General features: G+C 44.8%; 20 protein-coding genes and 1 pseudogene. 4 read left to right on the top strand and 17 right to left on the bottom strand.

Annotated elements, in window-relative coordinates:
- Complete coding sequence (locus VIM88_RS06960) at positions 1-2,217, top strand: PAS domain-containing hybrid sensor histidine kinase/response regulator (protein WP_331862165.1); 2,217 nt, start codon at positions 1-3, stop codon at positions 2,215-2,217.
- A 49-nt stretch (positions 2,218-2,266) separates the two neighbouring features.
- Here the strand turns inward: VIM88_RS06960 and VIM88_RS06965 are convergent, their stop codons facing one another.
- From VIM88_RS06965 to VIM88_RS06980, 4 genes and pseudogenes are all read right to left on the bottom strand, one after another.
- A complete protein-coding gene (locus tag VIM88_RS06965; protein ID WP_331862166.1) occupies positions 2,267-2,518 on the bottom strand; it encodes a hypothetical protein in 252 nt (83 codons plus the stop codon).
- Between the two features lie 81 nt (positions 2,519-2,599).
- Positions 2,600-2,806: pseudogene (locus tag VIM88_RS06970) on the bottom strand (SixA phosphatase family protein); the annotation flags it as partial.
- A 32-nt stretch (positions 2,807-2,838) separates the two neighbouring features.
- The gene (locus VIM88_RS06975) at positions 2,839-3,228 is read right to left on the bottom strand and encodes a hypothetical protein (RefSeq protein ID WP_331862167.1); all 390 of its coding nucleotides are present in this window, start codon (positions 3,226-3,228) and stop codon (positions 2,839-2,841) included.
- A 33-nt stretch (positions 3,229-3,261) separates the two neighbouring features.
- Positions 3,262-3,786, bottom strand: coding sequence for a PAS domain-containing protein (locus tag VIM88_RS06980; RefSeq protein ID WP_331862168.1), 525 nt, complete (start codon positions 3,784-3,786; stop codon positions 3,262-3,264).
- A gap of 145 nt (positions 3,787-3,931) precedes the next feature.
- On the opposite strand from VIM88_RS06980, the gene VIM88_RS06985 reads away from it, so the two are divergent.
- Positions 3,932-5,989 carry a GAF domain-containing hybrid sensor histidine kinase/response regulator gene (locus VIM88_RS06985; RefSeq protein WP_331862169.1) on the top strand — a complete coding sequence of 686 codons (2,058 nt, stop codon included), beginning with the start codon at positions 3,932-3,934 and terminating at the stop codon, positions 5,987-5,989.
- Between the two features lie 19 nt (positions 5,990-6,008).
- Here the strand turns inward: VIM88_RS06985 and VIM88_RS06990 are convergent, their stop codons facing one another.
- From VIM88_RS06990 to mscL, 3 genes are all read right to left on the bottom strand, one after another.
- Positions 6,009-7,400: a bifunctional diguanylate cyclase/phosphodiesterase gene (locus tag VIM88_RS06990; protein WP_331862170.1), complete on the bottom strand. Its 1,392-nt coding sequence runs from the start codon at positions 7,398-7,400 to the stop codon at positions 6,009-6,011.
- A complete protein-coding gene (locus VIM88_RS06995; protein ID WP_331862171.1) occupies positions 7,330-7,701 on the bottom strand; it encodes a response regulator in 372 nt (123 codons plus the stop codon). Before VIM88_RS06995 ends, VIM88_RS06990 begins: the two co-directional genes overlap by 71 nt.
- Positions 7,702-7,901: 200 nt before the next feature.
- A complete protein-coding gene (gene mscL / locus VIM88_RS07000) occupies positions 7,902-8,333 on the bottom strand; it encodes a large conductance mechanosensitive channel protein MscL (protein WP_331862172.1) in 432 nt (143 codons plus the stop codon).
- 84 nt (positions 8,334-8,417) lie between these two features.
- On the opposite strand from mscL, the gene VIM88_RS07005 reads away from it, so the two are divergent.
- Positions 8,418-8,882, top strand: a complete 465-nt coding sequence (locus VIM88_RS07005) for a secondary thiamine-phosphate synthase enzyme YjbQ (RefSeq protein WP_331862173.1) — start codon at positions 8,418-8,420, stop codon at positions 8,880-8,882.
- Positions 8,883-8,886: 4 nt separating this feature from the next.
- On the opposite strand, the gene ccsA is transcribed toward VIM88_RS07005, so the two are convergent.
- From ccsA to VIM88_RS07030, 5 genes are all read right to left on the bottom strand, one after another.
- On the bottom strand, positions 8,887-11,976 hold the full coding sequence (gene ccsA, locus VIM88_RS07010) for a cytochrome c biogenesis protein (protein WP_331862174.1): 3,090 nt from the start codon (positions 11,974-11,976) through the stop codon (positions 8,887-8,889).
- A gap of 128 nt (positions 11,977-12,104) precedes the next feature.
- Positions 12,105-12,800, bottom strand: coding sequence for a formylglycine-generating enzyme family protein (locus VIM88_RS07015; RefSeq protein WP_331862175.1), 696 nt, complete (start codon positions 12,798-12,800; stop codon positions 12,105-12,107).
- A 1-nt stretch (position 12,801) separates the two neighbouring features.
- Positions 12,802-15,492, bottom strand: coding sequence for a DNA polymerase I (gene polA / locus VIM88_RS07020; protein WP_331862176.1), 2,691 nt, complete (start codon positions 15,490-15,492; stop codon positions 12,802-12,804).
- Complete coding sequence (uvrA, locus tag VIM88_RS07025; protein ID WP_331862213.1) at positions 15,489-18,305, bottom strand: excinuclease ABC subunit UvrA; 2,817 nt, start codon at positions 18,303-18,305, stop codon at positions 15,489-15,491. Before uvrA ends, polA begins: the two co-directional genes overlap by 4 nt.
- A 26-nt stretch (positions 18,306-18,331) precedes the next feature.
- Positions 18,332-19,072, bottom strand: coding sequence for a sulfite exporter TauE/SafE family protein (locus VIM88_RS07030; RefSeq protein WP_331862177.1), 741 nt, complete (start codon positions 19,070-19,072; stop codon positions 18,332-18,334).
- Between the two features lie 267 nt (positions 19,073-19,339).
- On the opposite strand from VIM88_RS07030, the gene VIM88_RS07035 reads away from it, so the two are divergent.
- Positions 19,340-19,846, top strand: coding sequence for a restriction endonuclease (locus VIM88_RS07035; protein WP_331862178.1), 507 nt, complete (start codon positions 19,340-19,342; stop codon positions 19,844-19,846).
- A gap of 27 nt (positions 19,847-19,873) precedes the next feature.
- Here VIM88_RS07035 and VIM88_RS07040 read toward each other — a convergent pair whose 3' ends face one another.
- From VIM88_RS07040 to mltB, 5 genes are all read right to left on the bottom strand, one after another.
- Positions 19,874-20,830: a tRNA-dihydrouridine synthase gene (locus VIM88_RS07040; RefSeq protein WP_331862179.1), complete on the bottom strand. Its 957-nt coding sequence runs from the start codon at positions 20,828-20,830 to the stop codon at positions 19,874-19,876.
- Positions 20,831-20,905: 75 nt separating this feature from the next.
- Positions 20,906-21,937 carry a hypothetical protein gene (locus tag VIM88_RS07045; RefSeq protein ID WP_331862180.1) on the bottom strand — a complete coding sequence of 344 codons (1,032 nt, stop codon included), beginning with the start codon at positions 21,935-21,937 and terminating at the stop codon, positions 20,906-20,908.
- Between the two features lie 9 nt (positions 21,938-21,946).
- On the bottom strand, positions 21,947-22,303 hold the full coding sequence (gene dksA, locus VIM88_RS07050) for an RNA polymerase-binding protein DksA (RefSeq protein ID WP_331862181.1): 357 nt from the start codon (positions 22,301-22,303) through the stop codon (positions 21,947-21,949).
- Positions 22,304-22,313: 10 nt separating this feature from the next.
- Positions 22,314-22,775: a 23S rRNA (pseudouridine(1915)-N(3))-methyltransferase RlmH gene (locus tag VIM88_RS07055; protein WP_331862182.1), complete on the bottom strand. Its 462-nt coding sequence runs from the start codon at positions 22,773-22,775 to the stop codon at positions 22,314-22,316.
- A 4-nt stretch (positions 22,776-22,779) separates the two neighbouring features.
- Positions 22,780-23,787 carry a lytic murein transglycosylase B gene (gene mltB, locus VIM88_RS07060; protein WP_331862183.1) on the bottom strand — a complete coding sequence of 336 codons (1,008 nt, stop codon included), beginning with the start codon at positions 23,785-23,787 and terminating at the stop codon, positions 22,780-22,782.
- Positions 23,788-23,813: the final 26 nt, after the last annotated feature.

Raw genomic sequence — 23,813 nt, forward strand, 5'->3', positions numbered from 1 at the left:
ATGAATGAGCTATTGACACAACAATTAAAGCAAAGCTTTGGAGAAGACTTTCGTAAAGATGATTGTAGCAATGAACTTAAAAATTTCATCTCACAAGTAGAAGCATCATACTCAGATCTTACACGCAGGAATGTTCTGCTTGACCGTACTCTAGATAGTTTCTATAAAGAACTGAGCGAATCAAACAAAAATGTGATAGAAAGGAACAATGACCTTTATAACCTTCTCAGAAGACGTTCAGAGGACCTTGCACTCCAAACTGAAGAGACAAATAAGGCATATAATCTTCTCAGCCAATACAGAGAAGCCATAGACAACACACTTATCGTGACCATGACCGATCCCAAAGGTATGATTACTTACGTCAACGACAATTTTTGTAAAATAAGCGGCTACTCACTGGAAGAAGCGGTCAACCATTCCCATAATCTAATTCGTCACCCCAGCACCAGTCCGGACCTCTATAAACAGCTATGGAAAGCCATTAAAAACAAGAAAATATGGAAAAGCACGATGCGTAATCGGAAAAAGGATGGCAGCAGCTATTATGTAAGTATAAACATCATCCCCTTCTATGATACCGATGGTGAGATAAACCGATATGTTTCTATACAAGAAGATATAACGTCAAAGGTCCTTGTACAACAGAAACTTCAGGCAGAGCAAAAGAGAACTTCGATCATCTTCAACCATCAAGAGAACGCCGTCATCATCACCAATAAAAAACGAAACCTGATCAAAGTAAACCAATCATTCTATACCACCTTTGGTTTTAAAGATCTGGAAGACTTTCAAAAAAATCATTCGTGTATATGTGAACTGTTCCTCGAGGAGGAAGGATATCTTAAACAAAATACTCCTGAACGCTACTGGGCTGAAGAGGTTCTTGAAAACCCGGATCAACTTCATCGTGCACTCATTCTCGACCAAAAAGGTGAAACACGTACATTCAAAGTCAATTCTAGATATATTGATCTCGATGGTGAACAATCAATATTATCCACTTTTACAGATATCTCCGAATCTGAAAGACTCCGTGTAAAAGCAGAAGAGGCACAACAGGCCAAATCGGAATTTCTAGCGAACATGAGTCATGAGATCAGAACGCCCCTTAATGGTATCTTTGGCTTCTTACAGCTTCTGGATGCGACAGAGCTTGACCATACACAAAAAGAGTATGTTCATATTGCACAAAACTCTATGGGGACATTGATCGATGTGATCAATAATGTGCTTGATTTTTCTAAAATAGAAAGTGGTAAAATTCAAAAAAACAGTATCGAGACGGATCTCCATCTTCTGCTTGAATCCATATATGAGATCTTTCTGCCTGTGGCAGAGCATAAAAAGATCATCTATACATTAGAAATTGACCCGGGCATTCATGCATCCTTGAAAATCGATGAACAGCATACCCGACAGATCCTTCAAAACTTTATTAACAATGCTCTGAAGTTCACACCAGAATATGGCTCTGTTGCTCTCTATGTTGATCTGGTCTCCATACAAAACGATACACAGCGCATTAGAATCAGTGTAAAAGATACCGGCATCGGGATCCCGGAGAACAAATTGGAGACCATTATGCAGCCTTTTTCCCAGGCAGACTCAAGTACTACAAGGAAATTCGGAGGCACCGGACTAGGACTGAGCATCAGCAAGTCTCTCATCGAGCTCCTGGGAGGCGAGATGCATATCGTCAGTACAGAAGGTAAAGGCAGTACATTTTCCTTTGAACTTGACACAACCATCTGCAGTCTGCCTCGAAAGCAGAGATACGAAAAAAAGGTATTGGATGCCAAACCCATCTCTTTGATGACAGAACCTGCCTCCGATCCAAAAGAAGATAAACCCTTCAGCATTTTGATCGCTGAGGACTATGAAGTCAACCGAATGTTCATGGGGATGCTGCTGAACAATTATAATAAAATCACGTATGACTTTGCCAGAAACGGAAAAGAGGCCATCCACATGGTAAAAACCAATCCCTATGACATCATTTTAATGGATATCAACATGCCGGTCATGAACGGGTGCGATGCGACTGTGATCATCAGAGAAGAGTTAAAACTTGATATACCGATCATTGCTTTGACAGCTAATGCCCTTGAAGGGGATAAAGAGAAGTTTATAAACATTGGTATGAATGACTATGTGGCCAAACCACTGGAGATCACAAACATAGATAAATTACTCAAAAAGTATAGACACTGTTAGGTAATGCATCAACAACAGTCAATAGATCGAACAAAACGATCATCAGAGATCAGCTTAGCTCTAAGGCTGCTCTGATCTGCTTGGGCATATAGTATTTAAACTGTTTAGGGTAGATGAAAAAATCGACCTCGCCTTGTGCCTCTTCAAGTGCATTCCACTCCTCAATATCAAGATTGATAGCAACAACACCCAAAGCAGGAATTTTCGATACAGCCCCCCCTGTCATCATTTTCGCAAATTCCGTTACTTGAGGATTATGTCCCACAACAAAAATACTGTTAAAGTGGTTCTCCTGCATCATCAATGTCTCTTTGAGCGTTTTTGGCTGCGTGAGATAAAGTTCCTGAAGATAATATCTAGGTCCTTCAAATTCAAGTTTATCTGCAAGCCCGTCTGCTGTTTCCTGTGTTCTGATAGAACAACTGGAAATGATCAGGTCCGGTAAAATACCGCGCAGCTTGAGATAAGAACCGATTGTATCAATGTCTTTACGGCCTTTGTTGGTAAGACCCCGCTCAAAATCGCTTGTTTCGGGATCCTGCCAGTCTGACTTTGCGTGTTTTATAAGGTAGATAGTTTTGATGTGAATACCTTTTCATTTATTTAAGTATCTGAATGGGACTACATGCGTCCTAGCTCTTGCGACATAGAATCAGACGCTTTGTCCATGATCATTTTTGCCAATGCCACATTTCCATCATCACGGAAAATAGCGAAAACATTCAGTTTTGTGAAATTGTCTTTAGAGGTTGCTCCGGCACTGTTGATAAGAAACACATGTCCGTCAAGTGTTTTTGCTTCAAGAGAAGATGCTTCGCTGAAACCGACGTCCAGAGAAGATTCGGAAACCATACGATAGGCATCGTTGAAGATACTCGCCGAGTAAGCAATGTCCGTACCCGTGTTATCATTATCAAGATAGAGTGTTTCTCCCGAGTAGTTTAATACAGCAGAGCCAAGGTAGCCATTTACTGCACGAAGCCTTTTCATAGATTTATCAAAGTCGATCATAGTATTTATCCTTTTCGTTTTATAATATATGTATTATGCTGCTTGATTAAGCTGCGTCATGTAATCGTTAAATGTTTCGGTACTTTGGCCGTTTTCTGCCAGGAAGTCCATCAACGCTTTCTCGGAAGCTTCAATGCCCTCACTCTTCTCTATCTCCAGCAGTTTGGCGTACAATGCACCAATGGCCTCTTTTGCACTATCTGATATTTTTTTACGGGTTGAAACATAGTTTCTGAACGAACCATCCGGATTCTTTGCCACTCTTACCTGTGCAAGTACCCAGTAGAATCCGCCATCTTTACAAAGATTTTTCACAAATGCGGTAACATCTTTTCCCTCTTTAAGATTGTCCCACAGGTATTTAAAAATCACTTTTGGCATATCCGGATGACGAAGCAGCGAGTGCGGCTGATCAAGCAGCTCCCCTTGTGAGTAGCCTGAGATCTTCATAAAAATAGGGTTTGTATAGGTAATATTTCCCGCCTCATCCGATTTAGATACGATCATATCTATATTCGTTACTTCATGTTCAACATCAGTCGGTGTTGGTCTCTCCATTTTCTCTCTCCTTTTGTATTTGATGGTAGTATAATAACAGATAACATACTTTGATGTATGTAGGATTTCTCTTACATCCAAAAACTATTTTTTCCATTATAATTAACCATCTACAAATCATCTATAAAGAAGAGAGAGCTTTAAAATGGAAAGAATAGACGCTGATGAATTAAAAGATCTGCTCAATGATGCCACACGAAAAATGAAATCGGCTGAGGATAATATTGCGATAAATACGATTGTCGAGAACCTCATCGTCTCGGCTATGGATTCAGAGTTTGCTTCCCTATGGGCTTTTAACGAATCAAAAGCACTGCTTTTACGGGAACGAGGCGATGAGAGTGTTCGTGAGATCTCTATGCTTGATCAGCGGGGAGTACTGGCTAAATGTTTTTTAACCCTCAGTGGAGGTATATATAATTATATTGCCAGTGAAAAAGAGTATCGTCCTGAAACAGACAATCCCGATCAGATAAGAATGAAATCTAAGATCATTATCCCTTTGCTGGATGACGATCGCCTTGTGGGGATGCTTACTGCCTACTCTTCTGTCCAGAAGATCAAAAATTTCGATGAAGACGATATGGAGATCCTTCAAGCAATGGCACCATTCATGATCAATGTGATCTATCGTATGCATCCTGAAATGAAAGCAGATGATCCCGAGAGAGTCTATATCGGTGAGCGTCTGAACCAAGAATCTGACAGTGTGGCGAAGAAGGTCGAAGAGATCAAGGAGACGCAAAAAACCACAGAAACACCTGATACCACATTGACCTTTTTATCCAATACCGTACACGATATCAGAACACCGGCAAACACACTCTATGGATTTTTAGAACTTCTTGAAGACCAGATCGACAATCCACGATTATTACAGTACATTCATAACGCAAAGGAAAGTGCCCAGTTCATCAATGACCTGACCACTTCTATCTTGGATAGGGTTTCCAGCCAAAGAGAACGTACACAGGCAAAACCGGTTCAGGTAAGTCCAACGAAATTCTTCGCGGATATTGCTGAGATCTTCTCTGCCAATATGTTTAATAAAAATATTACTTTCAATATCTATATCGATCCTTTGCTCCCCAAAGAGATCATTATAGAGGATATTATGCTTAAACGGGTGATCATGAACCTGATCAGTAACGCCTATAAATTTACGCCAAGCAAAAAAACGATTCTCTTCTCTGTGCAATATGAAGCATCATCCCAGCGTCTCCTCGTTTCTGTCAAAGATACAGGGATAGGGATCGCGAAAGAGAAACAGGATGAAATATTTAAGGCATTTTCACAAGCTGAAGATGCTACAAGTGTGAATTATGGAGGCACCGGTCTTGGTCTTTCGATCAGTGCACAGTATGTTCATGATCTTGGTGGAGAGTTGAAGCTCAAGAGTGAACTGGATGTAGGAAGCACCTTCTATTTTAACATCCCGGTCAAAGTCATCAATAAAACAGAAACATTCAAGCCTATGAAAAACAAACATATACATATCGGAATGTTAATGAACAACGATAATGTTTTCACTGGGAAAAACCTGAAACACTATCTTCTAAGTATGGGGATCGATGATGAGAATATCACTCCGATCAAGAATGTCTCTAAAGCACCTAAAAAAATGACACATCTCATCTGCTTTCAAACGCAGCTCAATGATGATGTTGTCACATTCACCCAAGACAAGAATATAGAGCTGCTTGTCGTTGAAGAGTCATTTTTATCACTTATCAAAGATAAAGATAAAAATAATTTCACTATCATTTCTCAATATGGCTATTATGCCAATACCTTACACTCCTTTCTTTCAAACAATGCGCAGATGAAAGTACTGATCGTCGATGATGACCGTATCAATGTCCAATTGATCAGGGCAATGCTTGAAGAAGAGTTCTGTCAGATCGAAACCGCCATGGATGGAGAAGTTGCACTGAGCATGTTGAAATCGAGCTTGAAAGAGGAAGAGCCTTATTCCCTGGTGTATCTTGATAAACATATGCCTAAACTCTCTGGAACTGAAGTGATCAATGAATTCCGTACCTTTGAAAAGACTGAGAGTGCAAACCCTGTTTTTGCCGTTTCTATTTCAGGTGACATGATCGAAGAAAAGCAAAAAAACAAGCATTTTGATATGTATGTAGGCAAACCCTTTAACAAAAAAGAGATCAAAGAGACGCTCAAGCAGGCTATGAACAGAAACTAATGTATACTTTACCTGTCGGTCATTCTAACGTATTCAGGAAAATATCAGACTTGACAGGTTCACTATATAAATACCCCTGTACTTTTATCCCTCCGATTTTTTTAACAATATCATCTTCTAACACACTTTCTACACCTTCAACGATCACTTCAATATCCAAGGCCCGTGACATATCGATAATAGCCTGAAAGAGTGCCTGACGTTTTATGTCCCTATTAAGGTCCCTCACATAAGACTTGTCTATCTTTAGTGCACTAATAGGTAAAAGTGCAAGGTATTTCAATGAGGCATAACCGGTACCATAGTCATCTAACTCAATACCGATGTCCATTTCTCTAATTTTCTCAAGTACATGAACGAGATGGTCTGTATTCTGGATCAATGTTTCTTCCATGATTTCAAAATTCAACTTTTTCCCGACTAAATTATAATTAGACCGCATAAATTGAACTGTTTCGATAAAATCACTGGCCATTAGGACAACAGATGAAATATTGATAGAAATAGAAAAGTCTTTAATACCTGCAGCTTCCAGATGGACAAACATTTTTGATGCCTCTATAAGTGCCTTAATGGTCAGGGGTCCTATCATACCGCTCTGCTCTGCGATCAGAATAAAGGTTTCTGGCGATATTTCTCCATATTTAGGGTGCTCCCACCTCGAAAGAAGTTCTGCACCTTCAAAACGGTGTTTATCATGGGAATATTGCCCTTGATAGACAAAATAAATGTCTCCGTTCTCAATGGCAGCCGGGAGGTCCTCCATAAGGCGTATACTTTTTTCCAGATAAGATTTATCTTTCTGACGGGTAAACGCTATATGGTTCTTACCGTCTTTTTGTACCTTTCGCATCGTATTTTCAGCTGCTTTAAACAGTCTGTATCCATTATTTTCATCAGCAGAAGAGAGGCTGATACCGATAGATGCACTGACATAGAACATATTGGGATCAATGAAGAACGGCTCATAAAGTGCAGCGATAATGCGTTTTGCAAATATTTCAGCACTCTCCTCTGTGTGAAAGTTCTGTGACATGATAGCAAATTGCTCATTTCCCACTCTCGCCAAAATATCATTTGTTTCCAAAAGTGATGCGATCTTGTGGCTGAGCTGCACGATCAACTTATCATCAATATCAAAACCGAAGGTTTCATTAAAGCGGGAAAGGTCATCAAACTCAATGAAGATTAACGAAGTACGTTTTTGATCTTCTTTTTTGGAAGAAGAGAGCTTTTTTTCAAGTAATTCGATCATATAACTGCGGTTAGGAAGGTTTGTAAGTAAATCGGTCTGTGTTGCCTGCAAAGAGACCTTCTCCATCTTATAGTGACCTAAAAGACTAAATATGAAGAAGCTTACGAATATGCTGTTTATATGAAGTGGGTAAAATAGGTTTTTTAAAAAAAGCATCAAAATAAGCATTATGCTCTTCATATTCTTTGGGATAGATCGTTAATACCGCAATACGCGTATCTTTACTCTTGTCCTGAGCTTTTTTGGCAATATCTATTCCCGAACCATCTGGAAGATTGATATCAATTACCATCGCATCATAATGGTGTTTGTCAATATTGGCAAGTGCATCTTTCACGCTGTTCGACTTATCCACTTGTATCTTTATAGAGAGATCTTTACTAAGTGAATCAATCACTTTCTCTTCGAATTCAACAATGAAATCAATATCATCTACGATCAGGATTCTTTTACTCATATAAGACTGTACCTTCTAAACTTTTTTGTATTCTATCATTTTACATCATACGCTGTATGTAGGGAATTTCATACAAAATCCCAGATCATGAAAAGATACCAATGCTTTACACATTGATGCAAAGATGACAGGAGTATCCTATTACAGATCCCAGAAAGATACAGGTGAAGCCTATACCTCTCTGCAAGATAGATCAATTATCAAACGTCTGTATTGCCACAGTGTCCGCATTTTTTGGCTGCCAGAGGTATGGTCTCGGCACATTCGCTGCATACCTTGGTCGTAGGTGCTTTTTCCGGTTCCGGTTCTTTCAGTTTATTATACGATCTGATGAACATAAATACAACAAATCCAAGGATCGCAAAAGAGATCACGTCATTGATGAACATACCGTACTTGATCGCAGGTGCTCCTGCTTTGTCCAGGGCAGCCATGCTTTCATAGCTGTTACCATCAAGGGCGATGAAAAGCTGTGAGAAATCCACTCTTCCCATCAGCAATCCTATCGGAGGCATGATCACATTGGCCACCATCGACTTTATGACCGTTGCAAACGCACCGCCGAAAATGAAACCCACTGCCATATCTACCATATTTCCCTTGATGAGAAACTTTTTGAACTCTTCCAACATTTCGATCCTTTTTTATGTAATATACCAATAGATTATAATACAAAAGAAAAAGAATACCTCTTAAACATATCAGTAAGCACTTTCATGGTATGGTATCAGGAGAAAAAAGAGTTCGATACAGGATACATCGCTATGGCCATACATCAAGAGACGATCACACTGTCACCCAGGTCCAGAGGGTTTCATCTCATTACCGCAGAGATAGAAAAAGCGCTGCTTTCGATGCCCTCCATTGAGACGGGGATCTTACACCTTTTTATCAAACACACCAGCGCTTCTCTGAGCATCAATGAAAATGCCGACCCTACCGTACGCGAGGATATGGAGAACTTTTTTACCGAACTCGCCGATGGGAAGCCCTACTATATCCATACCTACGAAGGGGCAGATGATATGCCGGCACACATTAAAGCTTCCATGCTCGGGAACGCACTGACCATTCCTATTGCCAATGGCAGGATGGATCTTGGTACCTGGCAGGGGATCTATCTCGGGGAACACAGAGATGGCGGCGGGAACCGCCGCATTGTGATGACATACTATGGTTGAGTACCTAGTTTAACTTTCTGTTTCTTGCAGCCAGGAGCGTCAGAACGAATAATCCTGCCACGGCATAGTAGACCCACATAGGGATAGGCACAGGATCTCCCGCTGCATAGGAGTGCAGCCCTGAGAGATAGTAGTTTACGCCAAAGTAGGTCATCAGTACGGTCGAGTATGCCCATGTGGAAGCGACATTGTAGATAAAGTTCGACTTCAGTGCCGGTACGAATCTCAGGTGCAGTACCATCGCATAGATCAGTATGGTCACTGCAGCCCAGGTCTCTTTTGCATCCCAGCCCCAGTAACGTCCCCAGCTCTCGTTCGCCCAGACACCGCCAAGGAAGTTCCCTATCGTCAGCAGGAAAAGACCGATGATCAGTCCCATTTCAGAAAGGTTGGTCAGCTCTTTGATCGAACGGTCGATATTCTCCGTACCGTTCTTCCCTCTGATGATATACAGGATCAGTACCAGAAGCGACAGAATAGAACCCAGACCAAGGAAACCGTCACCGGAAATGATCGTTGCAACATGTATCATCAGCCAGTAGGACTTGAGCACAGGTACAAGGTTGGTGATCTCCGGGTTGATGAAGCTCATATGCGCCACCGCCATGGTCACCCCTGCCAATATGGCCGTGCCGGCAAGGGCGAACGGTGTACGTCTTGCCAGGATCACTCCTGCCAGTACCGTAGAAGCGGCAATGAATACAATGGATTCATAGGCATTGGACCACGGTGCATGTCCTGATATATACCAGCGAACACCCAGTCCCACAATATGCAGAGCAAATCCGATGATCAGTACGCCCAGTGCAATACGCATGATCCACTTCATGCCAAATGCAGGTTTCAGCACATTGATAAATGCAAAGATGAGAAGTACCACACCCAATAAAAGATAGAGCGGGACAAGTTTGCCAAAGAGCCCGAACTGATTGTATTTGATCTCCATCTCAATATGTGTTTCACTTGGCATCACGTCTGAACCAAATTCTTTCTGGTATTTCTGTATGCCTCTGAGTGCGATATTGGCATTTGCCCAGTTGCCTGTCTTGAGTCCCTCGGCTACCATTTGGAAATAGGCAGAGAGACTTGTGCTTACAAACTCCGCCTGCTCTTTGGGAAACACTTTGATCGCATCCATCGGCGCCATCCATTTGTTATTGGCATCATCGGGCTTCGGATAGATACGCAGAAGAGAACCCTGGTACCCCATAAAAGCCACATTGACCCTTTCATCTATCTTGATGAGCTCTTTGTCGTATTGTGTTTGTTCCAACGGCTTTTTCTGGCTCGCTGCTGTCACAGCGGAGAAGATCTTGTAGCTCTTATCCTTTTCCGAAAAAAAGTCTGTGAATCTTGCATATTTCGTATCTTCGGGAAGCCCCAGTGTCACTGCTATCTTTTTGTGACCCACTTTGATCATCGGTACGTTTTGATACATTTCAGGCTGCATCAGCATACCCAGGAACATCTGTGTGGGGTCGAGGTCGAAAAGCAGCGATCTTCCCGTGATCTTGGCGATCACTTCATGTGCCACGGTATCCATAGGTTTCATACGTCCCTGATGGTCCTGTACCGCAAGCTTTCCGAAGTTTCTTGCATGCTCTTTATCGTAAGACTGCATGGCTTTGAGCATTGCATCATCGATGGCCGGTGATGCCGCATGCATATCCTGTGGTGCAAGTGCCAGGAATGCAACCATCGCTGCAACCATGGCAGAACCCTGCAGTTTTCTTGCCCCTTGAAGCAGTTTCTGGAACCTGCCGCCAGGTATGAACAGGGACCAGATCATTCCGATCGTCAGAAGGATATACCCGATATAGGTAGGGAGCGTTCCGGGATCATGGTTGACAGACAGTACGGTCCCTTTTTCATCCTGGTCATAGGAAGACTGGAAGAAACGGTAATTTCGATGGTCCAGGATATGGTTCATATAGATCTTGTAGGGCATAGTGATTCCCTGTTCCTTGTCTATCAGTACGACATCGCTGGAGTAGGATGCCGGTGTCATAGAACCCGGATAGCGTTCCAACTCGAAATCTTCAAGTTTGATCGAAAAAGGAAGCTCGATCACTTTGGCACCTACGCGCATATCGACCTTCACCCCGTCCAGTTCCATTCGATGTACCTTGCCTACTCTTCCACTGTAAGGGCGTGTGGTGATGACCTTGCTCTCATCCCCCACACTCACTTTCCATTCTATATACTCGTTCTGTCCTTTCTGGGGTTTGATCTCATCAGACTCCAGCGTGACGATCGCTTTTTCATGCACCTCTTTCAAGACGATCGCATTGGCTCCAAAACGGTACAGCATTCTGTTCTTGAATGCATTTTCACCTGCCTGCAACTCGGCAGAGCTTCTATCGTTCATATTGAGTGTCTGAAGGGCAAAAGGGAAATCTACCTTATATCCCTCACCCTCTTCTTTGATCAGGAACGTCGGTTTATCTGTCGTAGGTTCGACCTCATAGCCCAGATAGAAATTACCGAAATCTTTTCGTTCGCCTTTGCCTATGTAGTAGTTTTCACCTTTTTGCCCTGTGGAGATCTTCAATTCCAGAAGTTTTTTCCCTTCCGGTGACGGTACCGCTTTCTCCTGGGCGGTCGGCAAGTATTTGAGCAGCTCTATCTTGACCTCTTTCTCTCCTACCTGAAGCGTCTGTGTCAAATGATTTCCCGTCATGCTGGACAGATAAAGTTCTTTTTCATAGGAGGCGCTTTTGTCACCCTCTGCAGCATGTATCTGCAGCATGTTCACATCCGAGACCATGGTATTGCTCACCGCTCCCTCACGTATGTGCATGATCCCCTCATACCCTACGTAGCGTGTGACCAGCGCACCCAGTGCAATGACAAGGAAAGAGAAGTGGAAAAGAAAAACTGCAGGTTTGGTTTTGTAGGATTTGTACTTGATGATGTTGTAAACAAGGATAGCCACAAAATAGGCCAGAAAGACTTCAAACCATTGCGCTTTGTAGATCAGTGCTCTTGCCGTCTGGGTACCGTAGTCGTTTTCTATAAACGTAGCCGCACCCACCAGTGCGCCAAAAGCAAACAACATAAACACCGCCATTTTCATGGAAAAAATATACTTCATCCTTTATATCCCCTTAATCGATTGAGTAAACGATTATAACGGATGTTTGCTAACCGAACGTTAATCCAAGGGATTTAACGCCTATTGTATGGGCGTTAGATGACAACTGTTACCTATGGACGCTTACGCTACAGTTCCATCACGACCCGAAAGCCGACAAAGTAGTTGCGCCCTCCGGACCCCAGATTGATCCGGGATGAGCAGCGGCTGTTCTCTGCACTGCCGTTCCATGAACCCCCGCGCAGCACCCTCCCCTTTTCATTGGGGACATTATACGCCGTACCATCCGTAGGTGTATGCGCATAGGTTTCGCTGTACCAGTCCAAACACCACTCCCATACATTTCCGTGCATGTCATAGAGTCCCCATGCATTGGGTTTTTTCATACCTACGTTATGTGTCACACCTTCTGAATTCTCTTTGTACCAGGCATGATCACCCAATAGTGTTTCATCATTACCGAAACAGTAGTTTCCGGTACTTCCCGCCCTGCAGGCATATTCCCATTCCGCTTCGGTGGGCAGTCTGAACGTTTTCCCTTCTCTCTGGCTCTTCCACTCACAGTAAGCCTTGGCATCATGGAAACGCACACGCCGTACCGGCACATCAAAGCCAAGGTGCTCGTGTTTCTCTTCAGGCACCTCCGCTCCCGTGGCCTGTGCAAAAAGCATATACTCCTCTACCGTCACAGGGAACTTGCACATCGCTATATCGTACGCTATATGTACCTCATGCAGAGGCTTCTCCCTCTCTCTTGCAAGCGGGTCATCGGATCCCATCAGGAAGCTTCCGCGGGGAAGTTGTACAAAATTATCATTGATCATATTACTTCAACTCTCCCCAGCTGTCGCCTATGCTTACGGAACACTCCAATGGCACATTCAATGCTAAAATATTCTCCATCGTGTGCACAAAACGCTTGGAGATCTCTTCCACCTTTTCCTCTTTCACTTCAAAGATCAGTTCATCGTGTATCTGCAGCAGCATAAAAGCATCGAGGTTCTCTTCGCGTATCATCGTGTCTATCTGGTTCATAGAGAGTTTGATAAGGTCCGCAGCACTTCCCTGGAAGACGGTATTGACCGATTCACGCATGTAGGCTGCTTTCTGCATGCCGTTGGCATTCTCGTAATCAAAGATACGTCTTCTTTTCAGTATCGTCTCCACATATCCGTCTATCTTGACCCGTTCCTGGATCTCTTCAAGGAAACGTTTGACCGTAGGAAATGAGGCAAAGTAGTTCTTGATGATCTCTTTGGCCTCTGACTGTGAGATACCCACATCTTCAGAGAGTTTTTTCGGTCCCATACCGTAGAGGAGCCCGAAATTCACCGATTTAGCCAGATTACGTTTTTGCTGGGCCTCTTCTTCACCAAAAAGCTTGATCGCCGTCGCCAGGTGGATATCCGCTCCCTTGTTGAATGCCTCCATCAAAGCCGTATCCTGTGAGAAGTGTGCAAGCAGACGCAGCTCGATCTGGGAGTAGTCGATACTTACCAGCTTATACCCCTCTTTAGCCACAAAGGCCTCTCTTACAGAGCGCCCCAATGCGGAGCGTACCGGGATGTTCTGCAGGTTTGGATCACGGGAGCTCAAACGTCCTGTGGCGGTACCTGTCTGGACAAAAGAGGTATAGATACGGGAATCCTCGTCAGACTTTGCCAATTTCAACAGGGGCTCCACATAGGTCGAGAGTATCTTCTGGTACTCACGGTACTCCAGGATCTTCTCTATGATCGGATGCTCTCCCACGAGCGAACTTAACACGGCTTCATTGGTACTGTATCCGGTCTTGGTCTTCTTTCCGCCTTTGAGTCCGAGCTGTTGGAAGAGCACCGCACCCAGCTGCTGGGTAGACTTGATGTTGAATTCAGACCCGCTGAGTTCATAGATCTCTGAAGTGAGCGTGGAGAGGTCATTGCTTAAGGTTTTTTGCAGTGTCTGCAGTTTGGCAGGATCGATCTTGATGCCTAAACTTTCCATACGTATCAGTACATTGATAAAGGGGTACTCTACATTCTTGGCTTCCTTCAAAAGGTGCGTCAGAGAGGAGAGCTCCATCTTCTTTTTGATCGAACCATAGAGCAGATAGGTCATCCAGGCATCTTCTGCCGCATAAAAGGTGGCATCTTCTATGGAAACGGCTGAAAAGTCTTCTCCCTTTTTGACCATCTCCTTAAAAGGCTTCATTTCGTAGTCGAAAAATGTCTTGGCCAGGGTATCGAGCCCTACTTTCGTTCCGGGGTTGGAAAGCCATGCCATGATCATCGTATCGGCATGCGGGATGACCGGTTCCAACCCAAACTGGTTATAGAGCAGGGATAGGTCGAATTTGAGGTTCTGCCCCACGATCTGGAAGGTCAGCAGTTTTTTGAGTGCCTCGAGCGCATCATCCAGTCCCACCTGCTCTTCTACACCCAGGTAATTATGCCCCACGGGTACATAGTAGGCTTTTTGACTGTCAAAACAGAAGCTGAACCCCACCATATTGTCACTCCTGGTATCCAGTCCTGTGGTCTCCGTGTCAAAAGCGACTATGGCATCTTTCTCTATGCTCTCGAGTACGCTGTTCAACTTCTCTTTGCTGTCCAGGGTCACTGCTTCAAAACTGAGTGCCTGTACTTTTGGTTTTTCCACTACGGGGCAATCTGTCTCTTCAAGCCCGACCTTTGCTTTTTTGATGGCCTGTTTCATCTCATATTTTTCAAACTCATCGATGAGGCAGGAGAGATAGTTCTTGTCCTCGAAGACAAAACTTTCCACATCCAGGTCCGCAAAGACCTCCGAGCTCATGGTGACCAGTTCACGCGACAGGAATGCCTGTTCTTTGCCTTCCAAAAGCAGTTTCTGTATACGGGGAGTCCCGCAGTTCTCTATATCGTCATAGATCGCTTCGAGCGTATGGTACTGATTGATCAGTTTCGCCGCCCCTACCTTTCCTATCCCTTTGACACCGGGTATGTTGTCTGAACTGTCCCCCAGCAGGGCTTGAAAGTTGATAAAGTCTTTGGGCCGGACCCCGAACTTCTCCACACAGGCCTGTTCGTCCACTTCCTGTTTTTTGACGGAATCATACATGACCACCACGCCGTCATCGATCATCTGGTAGAGGTCCTTGTCATGCGAGACGATGCGTACCTTCAACCCTTTTTCTCTGGCGAACCTGGTCACGGTCGTGATGACATCATCTGCTTCAAATCCTTCACGCGAAAGATTGGCAAACCCCATCTGTTCTATCCACTCTATCGCTACGGGAAGCTGTTTGATCAGGTCATCCGGCGCTGCCTCGCGGTGGGCTTTATATTCGGGATAGAGATCATTACGGAAGGTCCTGCCTTTGGCATCCAGGGCAAAGACCAGATAGTCCGTACTGTGGTCGCGGTGCAGAGAGTCCACCAGGTTGGCAAACCCTGTCAGCAGGCCGGTAGGGAACCCTTCGGAATTGCGCAAAGGCGGAAGCGCGAAATAGGAGCGGAAAAAGAAACCGAATGTGTCTATGATCGTGATCGTTTTCATTGGCTGACCCCTTTCAACTCTTTGGCCAGGTACTCGCCGGTATAGGAGCCTGTCTCTTTATACTCTGCTGCCACTTTTTCAGGTGAGCCTGTAGCGATGATGAGTCCGCCCTTGTTTCCGCCTTCGGGTCCCATATCTATGATGTAGTCTGCATTCTTGATCATATCGAGATTGTGTTCGATGACCACGACGGAGTTACCCAGTTCCACCAGGTGGTGCAGAACCCCTGTCAGCCTGTCCACATCCGCAAAGTGCAGTCCTGTGGTAGGCTCATCCAGGATATAGAGCGTCTGCCCCGTATCTTTACGGCTCAGCTCTTTACTGAGCTTGATACGCTGCGCCTCACCTCCGGAAAGGGTGGTGGCATTTTGCCCCAGTGTGATGTAATCCAGTCCGACATCCTTCAATGTCTTAAGCTTCACCGCGATAGCAGGGATCGCTTTGAAGAACGCCAGTGCTTCACCGACACTCATGCCCAGTACATCCGAGATCGACTTCCCTTTATACAACACTTCGCGTGTCTGTGCATTGTAGCGGGTACCGTCACAGGCATCACAGCTTACCAGCACATCGGGAAGGAAATGCATCTCTATCTTGATCTGCCCTTCCCCCTGACACTTCTCGCAGCGTCCGCCTTTGACATTGAAGGAGAAACGTCCTATCTTGTAGCCCCTCAGTTCTGCCTCTTTGGTCTGTGCAAAGAGTTTACGTATCTCATCCATGATACCCGTATAGGTCGCAGGGTTCGAACGCGGTGTACGTCCTATGGGACTCTGATCAAGATAGATCACTTTGTCAAGCTTGTCAAGCCCTGTGATCTCCACACCATCCACCTTGTTGACCTTCTTGGCATGGTTGAGTATCTCTCTCGCTACCGGTAGCAGGGTCTGAAGGATCAGTGAGCTCTTTCCGCTGCCGCTCACCCCTGTCACACAGACAAAGTTCTGAAGAGGGATCTTCGCATCAAGGTCCTGAATGTTGTTTAGTGTCACATTTTTGACCTCTATCCACTCTTTTTGCGGCTTGTCATGCGGGTAGGAGATCGTCTTCTTGCCGTACATGTACTCGGCGGTCTGTGTTCTTGCTTTCTTGAGCTTGCTCGCGTCGCCTGAAAAGACCACTTCTCCGCCGAACTCCCCTGCACCGGGACCGATGTCTATGATGTAGTCAGCGGCCAGAATGGTCTCCTTGTCATGCTCCACCACGATGACCGAATTTCCTTTGTCACGCAGAGAGTTGAGCGTGCGTATCAGTTTCATCGTATCACGTTCATGGAGCCCTATGCTCGGTTCGTCCAGTACGTACATGACGCCCGTAAGCCCGGAACCGATCTGTGATGCGATACGTATACGCTGTGCCTCGCCGCCGGATATACTTCTTGCATCACGGCTCAGCGTAAGATATCCCAGTCCTACATCATACAGGAAGTAGAGTCTTTCATAAAGCTCTTTCAGTATCGATTCCGCGATCATTTTCTGCTGTTCGTTCAAGTGCGAAAAGCTTTCTTTGTCCGAAAAATAGGCATAGGATCTTTCGATCGGCATATCGATGATATCTGCGATATTCTTCCCTTCGATCTTGACGGCCAGAGAGCGCGGTCTCAGTCGGTGTCCGTTACACTTGTCACACACCTTCTCGGTCATATATTCAGAAAGGTCTTTCTCCTCTTTGAACATGTCATGGGCGAACTTCACGACACCCGGCCACTCACGTTTGAGCTTATGACGTTTCCATAGAAATTCCACCGATGTGCCGTTACCATAAAGTATCGCTTTTTGCTGATGGGATTCAAGTTCCCCGTAAGGCATATGGATATCGATGTCGTTCTGTTCACAGAAGGCATTCAGGAATTTGGTGTAGTAACTCTTGTTGAACCCATACATGATCTTGACCGCACCCTTGTCTATGGAAAGCTCGGGGTCTATCACCTTCTTTAGATCTATCGCATAGCGGATCCCCAGTCCGTCACAGGCAGGACAGGCACCCTTGGGAGAGTTGAAAGAGAAGCTGACAGGTTCCAAAGGTTCAAAGCTCAGTTTACAGTCAAAACAGGCCAGATGTTCGGAGTAGTGAATATGCTGTCTGTCCAGACCGAGCTCTTCGAAGTTGAGTACTTCTATCTCCATTTCCCCGTAGCTCTCTTTGAGCGCTTTTTCGACATCCTGTCCTATACGGTCGCGGCTCTCTTCTTTGACCACCACCCTGTCCACAACGACCTTGATGGTATGTTTTTTGGTCTTGGAAAGTTCTATCTCGTCATCCAGGCGCACCATCACACCGTCGACCATCGCACGGACATACCCTTTGTGGCGCAGCGACTCCAGCATCTCTGTAAAGGTACCCTTCTTCTCTTTCACCAGTGGTGCCATGATGACCAGTTTCGCACCGTCGGGCAGTTTCAATACCTCTTCAATGATGTCCGCAGCAGACATGGAAGAGATCGGCTTCCCACACTCATGGCAGTGCTGTACTCCTATGCGTGAGAAAAGCAGCCTGAGATAGTCATAGATCTCTGTGATCGTACCTACCGTAGAACGCGGGTTCTTGGAGGTGGTTTTCTGGTCTATGGCGATGGCAGGGGTCAGCCCTTCTATCTTATCCACATCGGGTTTGCCCACACGTCCCAGAAACTGTCTCGCATAGGAAGAGAGAGACTCTATGTAACGTCTCTGCCCTTCCGCATACAGGGTCGAAAAAGCCAAAGTGGACTTACCGCTTCCCGAAATTCCGGTTACGACCACCAATTGGTTCTTGGGGATGCTTATATTGATATTTTTTAAATTATTCTCTCTTGCCCCGTAAACGTGTATCATATCTTTCTTCACTCTTTATCCTCTTTTTAAAACCATATTTTCTTTACTAACATACCCAATGCAAGCATATAAAGCGCTAAAAGTGCCATCTTGTGATTTTTTGAAGTCACATGGTCTTTCAGCCATATCCCGAATGCCACTCCCACAAGTGAGGCAACCGCCACAACCAATCCGTTGCCAAAATCTATCGTACCGGTACTGAGTCGGCTGATCAGCCCTGCGACGGACGAGAACACCACAAAGAAGAGTCCCGCGCTCACCGCTTTCTTGATAGGATATTGCAATAAACCGACTAAAATCGGGAGTAAGATGATAGAACCGCCTACCCCAAGCGTAATAGAGAAGATACCGATCCCCAGACCTATACCAAAGAGCAGTCCCTTGCCGAGCGTCCTGGTCCTACCCTCTCCCTCATGAGGCTGAGAGAAGAAAAGTCTGAAGAGTGCAAAGAGCAACACCCCCAAAAAGAGGAACTGCAGTACCACATCTGCAATGAACTGTGTGACATACCCGCCGATGTAGCCGCCCACAAAGCCGCCAAACCCCACAAAGATCCCTTCGCCGACATGAAGAGAGCCTTTTTTAAAGTTCAGGTATGAGCCGTAAATAGAGCTGAAGACCATTTGGACAATGGAAATACCGATGGCATCTTTCGTCTCAAAACCAAGCACCAGAAGGATAGGTACGAGTATCATACCTCCGCCTATACCGAAAAAGCCTGCCATGGCACCGATAAAGATACCGACAGGTATGAGTTCTATCATCATTTACACTACTCCAAAAATCAAGTTGGAAGTATAACATTTTTCTTGCCCCTTTACAGTTATTTGACCATAGTGGCAACAATGCAGACAGCCAGGATCAAAGAAATGCGCCCGAAAATTGCGGGAAAGGACCGTAGTGAGAGAGGAGATCGTACGTCTGTGCAGCCTTGCGATGCTTTTTTATCCTATCCTGCACCTCTAAGCTGTGCCAAAATATGTCAATTGGACATATTATTGCTTCTTTTTCCCGATTCTGACTATAATACCGCTATGATACATTACACGACCCTGCAGATCCATTCGCTGGCACTACTGATACTCTTTTCGCTGCTGTTTCTTTACAAAACGAACGGGGTATTGAGACGCTTCAGGAGCAAAAGTCTGCTTAAACGCAACAGAACCCTAAAAAAGCTCAAACGTCTTCCCTGGGACGATTTTGAACTTTTAACGATGGAACTTTTTTCACATATGGGGTGGAAGGTACTTGGCAATGAAAAAAAAGGTGCGGATGGCGGTGTCGACCTATGGATGCAAAAGAGCTCTTTTACCAAAAGAAGGGTTTCAGCCATTGTCCAGTGCAAACGCTATGATGATGCACTCGTGACCATCAAGGTCATCAGGGAAATGTACGGACTCATGCATGAGTATGAGGCTGACGAGGTCTACATCGTCACCACGAGCCGTTTTACCAAAGAGTGCCACCCGTTTACAGAAGAGAAGAAGATCACACTGATCGACGGAGAGTCTTTGCTCAAACTGATACAGAAATACGGGTAGCGTACGTCCAAATTATCGAAATAACTGTCAGGACTCGCCGAGGAGGGGCTGAGAAAAGAAGGCCTCTATCGCTGCTCTCATCTCTTTGGGGTCTTCGATGCGGTTGACCTCATTTCTGAATGCGGAGGCTCCCTGATACCCCACCTTCGAATAGGAGTGGAGGTTTTTTCTGAAGAGTATCGCTCCGTACCTGTCGTAGTGGGCGATCATCTGGTCGAAATGTTCCAGGACCACGGCTTTGATCAGTGCAGGGCTCGGCTCATCCATCCCCTCTTTGATCTGCTTGAATATCCACGGTTTTCCGACTGCTGCGCGCCCGATCATCACACCATCCGCACCGGTATGCTCCAGTACCTTTTTCACCTTCGCCGGAGAGTCTATATCGCCGTTGGCAAGTACCGGTATCGATACCATCTGTTTGATCTCGGCGATGGCATCATAGTCCACGGCTGCCTTGTACCTTCCGGCTCTGGTTCTTCCGTGTACCGCTATATAGTCCGCACCAGACTCTTGACAGATGCGTGCGATCTCCCGATGGTTCTTTTCGTTGAAACCCAAACGGAACTTGACGGAGGTATACTCTTTATTGGAGTATTTTTTGATCGTCTCTATCACCTTGCCCATTTGGGGCAGATCGGTAAGCAGAGAGGAGCCCTGAAGGTTGTTGACCACCTTGGGTGCGGGACAGCCGCAGTTCAGGTCTATGGCTGTCACATCATCTCTTTCGTTGATGATCTCGACGGCACGTCTGATGACATCAAGGTCCGAACCAGCGATCTGTATGGCGTAGGGATCTTCGACAGGGCTCTTTTCGAGCATACGGTAGGTCTTCTTGGAGTGGTGCACCAGGGCGTTCGAGCTGATCATTTCTGAAACGGTCAGGTCCACACCGAACTTCTTTACGACAGAACGGAAAGGAAGGTCGGTAAAGCCTGCAAGCGGTGCCAGTGCATACAGGGGTTTGGAAAAATCAAGTGTTGCCATCAGCGGCACCCTTCCGCATACATGCATGTGACTCTTTCAGTGTATATAAAAATGTTTCTGAACATACAACCTGGCTTATTTACAGATAAAACCTATATCAATGATATCTTTTAGCTGATATTTATGATGTTCTTTTTTCAGCTCATAGAGTGCTCTGAACTTTATGAAGTCATCTTCATCCTGCTCTTCTAGATACCTGGCGACCTGATCTAAAAGTTCATATTCGAACAAAAGATAGAGATAGGCATTCTGCGCTTTCTCTGTTTGGGATTGAAAAGTGCTGAAAAGTGCCAGATTCTCTTCCGGCTGAAAATATTTTTTAGTGACCGTAGCGATAGCAAGATAGTCCTCACAGCTTAAGTTGAGGGCATCCACGAATTCGCTGATGATCTCAGGGTGTAGTTCCAGTGTATCTTCCGGGCTCACTCTTTTGAGCATCACCAAAAAGTTCTTTACATCAAAGACCTTCGCATATTTGCGTGCTTTTTCGAACTTCGCTTTGCTTGCAAAGATCTCCAGTGCTTTTGCATGCACCTCATCCGAATACTCCTTCGTGGACCTCATCACCTCTTCGACGAACTTGTCATCACTGTGGAGGCGGTTCAGGTTGTTCTGGACCAGTATCGGATTCTTTGCATGGAAGACCTTGGACATTTTCTCTTCTTTGAGGTCAACGTAGTCACCCTTTTTGATCTTTTGTATGATGCTGACCACACGCGAAAGTCTTGGTGTCACACCTTCGACACTTTCAGAGACTTCCAGGGAGGCTTTTCCCAGAAGTAAGGCAGAGTTTCTAAATGAGTCTATGGCATATTTTTGCTCTTTGGGTTCATTCACCAGCGACCAGTAGAGTGCATCTTCCAACGTATTTGTATCTTTCTGCCATTTTTTCAGCATAAAATAATTTTTCAAGCCGTAAAAGAACATATGTATCAAGGTAAAGAGAAACAAAATAAACATAGGAAAGACTATCCAGGCAGCTACCGGGAAACTGAAATTGATCCCCATCATTTCTATTGCGTAATGGCCTGAATTGATTGTATATGTCACCGCAGCAACGATCGCCATCAATAGCAAAGTAGCAAAAATATATAGCCCAAGTCTCATTTTATCTCCTTACTTTAGTTTTTTTTCATTGATCTCCCGACATGTAATACAAAAACGTGCAAAGTTCTTCACTTTGAGACGCGCCAAACCGATAGGTTCCTCACACATTTCACATATACCAAAAGTTCCTTTCTTTATTTTATCTAAAGCAAGTTCAATTTCGTTTAATTCTTTGCGCTGCTGGATCAAAATAGCACTGTCTACGATCGTTTCTGCAGAAGCTGCGGCAAAATCTCCCTCATCATGCAGCTCAAGCTCTCTCATTTCCTCTAGTTCAAGCGTAGTACCTCTAAGATTTTTTTCTATCTGTACTCTTCTGTCCAATAATTTGTTTTGAAACTCATTTAACTCTATTTCTGTTAACATCAGTGTTTTCCTATTTATGATATGGATGATTATGATTGATGGTCAGCCCTCGGAAGATCTGTTCCATCAACACCACTTTCACAAGCTTATGTGAAAGCGTAATTTTACCAAATGATATTACATTATTACATTTGGTTAAGAAATCCCTTTCAAAGCCGTATGCACCGCCTATGAAGAGATTCACCTGAACGCTATCCTTAAGCAGATCTGCGAATTCATGACTGTCCACTTCCTTCGAAGAGGGGTCCAGTGCTATGTTCATACCCGACCCCAGATACTTTTCCAGTGCCTTTGTGTATGACTTTTGGGCCGCTTCGGGAGAGATCTCCTGCGCTTTGGCTATCTCTTTGTCGAACACTTCAATGACCTCGACCCTGGCAAAAGGTTTGGCTATCTTTTTGTAATGCTCTATCAAACCGGCATATAAATTGTCTTTTCCCTTTTTATCGATAATAATAACATTGATCTTCATCGTTTCACTCTTTCAGTTTTGCTGCGATCCTGGTCGCCAGTTGATGTACGGACATCGCATAGTAGGCACTATGGTTATAGCGTGTGATGACAAAAAAGTTTTTGGCACCGTACCACAATTCATCGTATTTCTCTCTATTGAGCTTGATGAGACGCACCCTCTCCCAATAGTCCCATGTTTCTTTGGGTGCGATACCTTTCAGTTCAGACCTGTTGTAGGTTGTCCCATAGCCTGTCTTGTAGGCAGTGAACCGCATCCCTTGATATCCTACCCTGGTAGCGACAGGTTCCCCTTTGCGCCATCCGTTCTGTTCAAGATAATTTGCAATGCTCGCGATCGCATCTTCCGGCCTTTGCAGTGTGACATGCCCATCTCCATTGAAATCCACACCATAGGGTTCGTAATTGCTTGGCATGAACTGTCCCAGACCGATGGCACCGGCATAGGAACCATAGACGTTCTTCGGATTGATCTTTTCTCTTTTGGCAAGTTGCAGGAATGCCAGAAGTTCTTTTTTGAAAAAACCGTTTCTCCTGTTCTTTTCAAAAGCGAGAGTTACAAGGGTGTCAAATACCGGATACTTGCCTACATTCGCCCCATAGACACTCTCGATACCTATGATCGCAGCCACATACTCCATGGGAACGCCATACCTTTGTTCTACTTTCTGAAACGTTTTGAGATTGCGCCTGATAAAGTCCACCCCCTGCTTCACACGGGCAGGAGTTACTTTATGTTCTACATAGCGATCCCAGGCCCCATATTTGGGATAGCGTTCTTGCAAAGCCTCGATCTGTTCCGCTGTCAGTGTTGTCCTATCTTTGGGAAGAAAGGCTCGGAGTGCCGAGTGCTGTACCTCTACCTTGGAGAAGAGTTTTTCAACATCCTCTCTTTTAAAGTCATGCTTCTTGACCAATGCGTTGATAAAGGCGACCGTATCTCCGTGTTTCGTATAATCCTTGGCAGATAACATCAAGGTCAGTGTGATTAGTAATGTTATTGCTCTTTTCATCCCATGATCCTGATCGCCGTATTTAA

Source organism: Sulfurovum sp. (genome assembly GCF_036568385.1).
Taxonomy (GTDB): Bacteria; Campylobacterota; Campylobacteria; order Campylobacterales; family Sulfurovaceae; genus Sulfurovum.